This window comes from Thermofilaceae archaeon (assembly GCA_038731975.1).
In the GTDB taxonomy this organism is placed as follows: domain Archaea; phylum Thermoproteota; class Thermoprotei; order Thermofilales; family Thermofilaceae; genus JANXEW01.
The window spans coordinates 1-2,570 of record JAVYQJ010000086.1 but is presented as its reverse complement, the minus strand read 5'-3'; the positions used below and the strand labels follow the sequence as shown (position 1 = coordinate 2,570).

Genomic DNA, 2,570 nt, shown 5'->3' with positions numbered 1-2,570 from the left:
TCAGGGAGCTGGCCGAACAGGGGCAACAATCTTAGCGGGCTGCACATAGCTTTGGGGTCGCGCTAGGATTAAATAGCATTTTGCGTACGTTGTGGTGATGAGGAGGGTCGTACTAGCTGTAGGCGTAGCGGTGCTGGCGGCTGCTGTAGCGCTCCTCTTTCACTTCAGAGGGCTGCAGGGCGTGGAAGCCGCAGGCCAAGGCACAGGTCAAGGGAGCGCGAAGATCACCTACCTGCTGAGGCTTGAGGTGGAGGGTGCTGGCAGGCTGCTGGTGAACGGGACTCCAGCGAGCCTCGTGAACCTAACTAGGCCGTTCACCGCTCTAGTTGAAGCAGTTCCTGACGCATGCTATGTTTTGAGGCAGCTGCTCGTGAACGGAACACCGGTTGAGGGCTCCAGGGTTTCGCTCGAGGTTAAGGGCAACACGACGGTGGTGGCTAGCTTTACGCGCTACTGTGTGCTCGTCCGCTTCGAAGTCGTGGGGGCTGGCAGCCTGCTGGTGAACGGCAGCCTCGTGGCTAACGGGAGCGTGCTGGAGGTTGCCCCCGGGACCGCTCTAGTGCTGGTGCCTGAAGCGCCGGAGCACGTCAAGGCTGAGCTGTACGTGAACGGCTCGAAGCTGGAGTGCCCCCAGTGCGCAGCGTGCCCGGGCTGCCCCCGGCCGCCCCTCTTCATCAAGGTGAGGGGCGACACCCTGGTCTCAGCCGTCTTCCAGCCCTGGCTTGTAACGCTCCACGTCGAAACGGGGGGCCTCCCGGCGATCCTGAGCTCCCGGGGTTGGCAGCACTACGTGAACGGCTCGGCCACGATCGAGGTTGAAGCCGGCAGCAAGGTAAACGTGACCACCTTCTGTAAACCGTATGAGGGGGAGCTGCTCTGCATCGTGGGCTGGTACATCAGTTACCCTACTCGGCTGGGCTTGGAGAACGCCACGGCACCCCCCAACTGCACGCTCGTAATCCGGGGCGATACCCGCATGAAGGCGGTTGTCTCGAAGGTGAAGGGCACGCCACCCCAGCCTGCTCAAGGCGTCGTGCTCCTCGACGGGAGGGAGGTGGAAGCCACCATGTACCCCGACCCGTTCGTCCTCGAGGTGAGGCCCTGGTCCGCGGAGTTCAGGCACCTCGGTAACGGCACTTGGCTCATCGACTCGCCCCTCAAAGCCTCCCTGTTCCTGCAGCTGCCCAGCAACTGGTCCCTGCTCACGCTCGAGTTCTGGGTGGACTACGTCTACGCCTCACCCTACATCTCCGCCACCGTCGTTGTCAGCGAGCAACCAAACCAAACCGCTAAAGGGTGCTCGTCATTCGGAGCCCCCCTAAAGCCGTACTTCCGCATCGTCCTAACCAGGAGCGGCGAGGTGCTAGAGATGCCCGAGGATTGGGGCAAAACGAGAGTTAAGTGGGTTAAGTGGGACCCGCTAGCCAGGGAAGGCTGGCTATGCCTCGATGTTGACGGTGCGCGGGTCAAGATCCGGGTGAGCCTGAGCGGCTAGGCGAAACCAATAAATATCTATTTTTTATTTTTACAGCCCGTGAAGCTGAGGCTAGCTCTGCTCTTGGCTCTTCTAGCCCTAGCAACACTAGCCTTCGCCAGCCCGGATCTCGTCCAGGTGCCTTGCAGAAGGAGCGACGGCACAACGTACGGCAGTTCCGTGATTTTTTACCGCGGCATCCGAGTCAGCGCTAATCCAAACAGAGAAGTGTATGGGGAGCTCATTGAGCGTTCGCAAACCGCCGAGGTAGAGCAGTCCTGGAATCCTGAGCTGTGGCACTTCTCCTTCAGGGACTACAGCCTCAGCATCAACTGGAAGCCGGGCTCCTCTCAGGATGCCCGGCTCTCCCTGCACGAGGCTGGGTTGAGCTTCTCCTCTAACCTGACGTTCCTGAACCCCAAACCCAACTACCAGCCACCCTCGTGGAGCGTAGAAAAGAGCGATGGGAACAAGACGATCGAGTTCCCGGACGCTTGGAGCTGGTCCGGTAAAGGTGACGAGTACAACAAGGAGCCCCTCCTCAAAGCTAACGGTGCCCAAGCGAACCTAAGCTTGAGCAACCTGGTCGTCAGGGTGACACTCTACGGCGGGCAAAGCGGGGCTGAAGTAGACATCCTCTTCACCTTCTGGCTGGACGTGGAGTGCTACAACGAGACGAGCCAGCCACCCCCGTCGCCCCCTCCTCCGCCTTCTCCGCCGCAGCCCCGCCTCTCTTGGGTGGGTTTCGCGGCGAGGACTGTTGATGGGCGTTTCGCGCTAGCTAACGCCAGCTTCCTCTACCAGGCTGACAACTACATCGTGTATCGCGTCACGCTGGGCTCGCTGGGCGCTTTGAGAGCCTACTGGTGGAACGCAACCGCTCTGCAGGGCGTTTGGATCGCGGAGACCGGGATCAACTGGGGCTACCAGTACGGGTACCAGTGGAGATGGGTTGGGGAGCCTGCGGGAATGAGGGGTTTCTACGATTTCGGAACTGTGAGCAGCTGGGCGGGTTGGATAGGGATCTACTCCAGGCCGCTCACGGGGACGTACCTGTTGAAGCTCAGCATCAGCGTTTACGGTGACTGGGTTGAGC

General features: G+C 60.7%; 2 protein-coding genes. Both read left to right on the top strand.

The window, feature by feature from the left end; genetic code table 11:
- Positions 1-97 precede the first annotated feature (97 nt).
- A complete protein-coding gene (locus QXF46_09740) occupies positions 98-1,495 on the top strand; it encodes a hypothetical protein (GenBank protein MEM0227144.1) in 1,398 nt (465 codons plus the stop codon).
- A 39-nt stretch (positions 1,496-1,534) separates the two neighbouring features.
- A partial coding sequence (locus tag QXF46_09735; GenBank protein MEM0227143.1) for a hypothetical protein occupies positions 1,535-2,570 on the top strand: 1,036 nt, incomplete at its 3' end.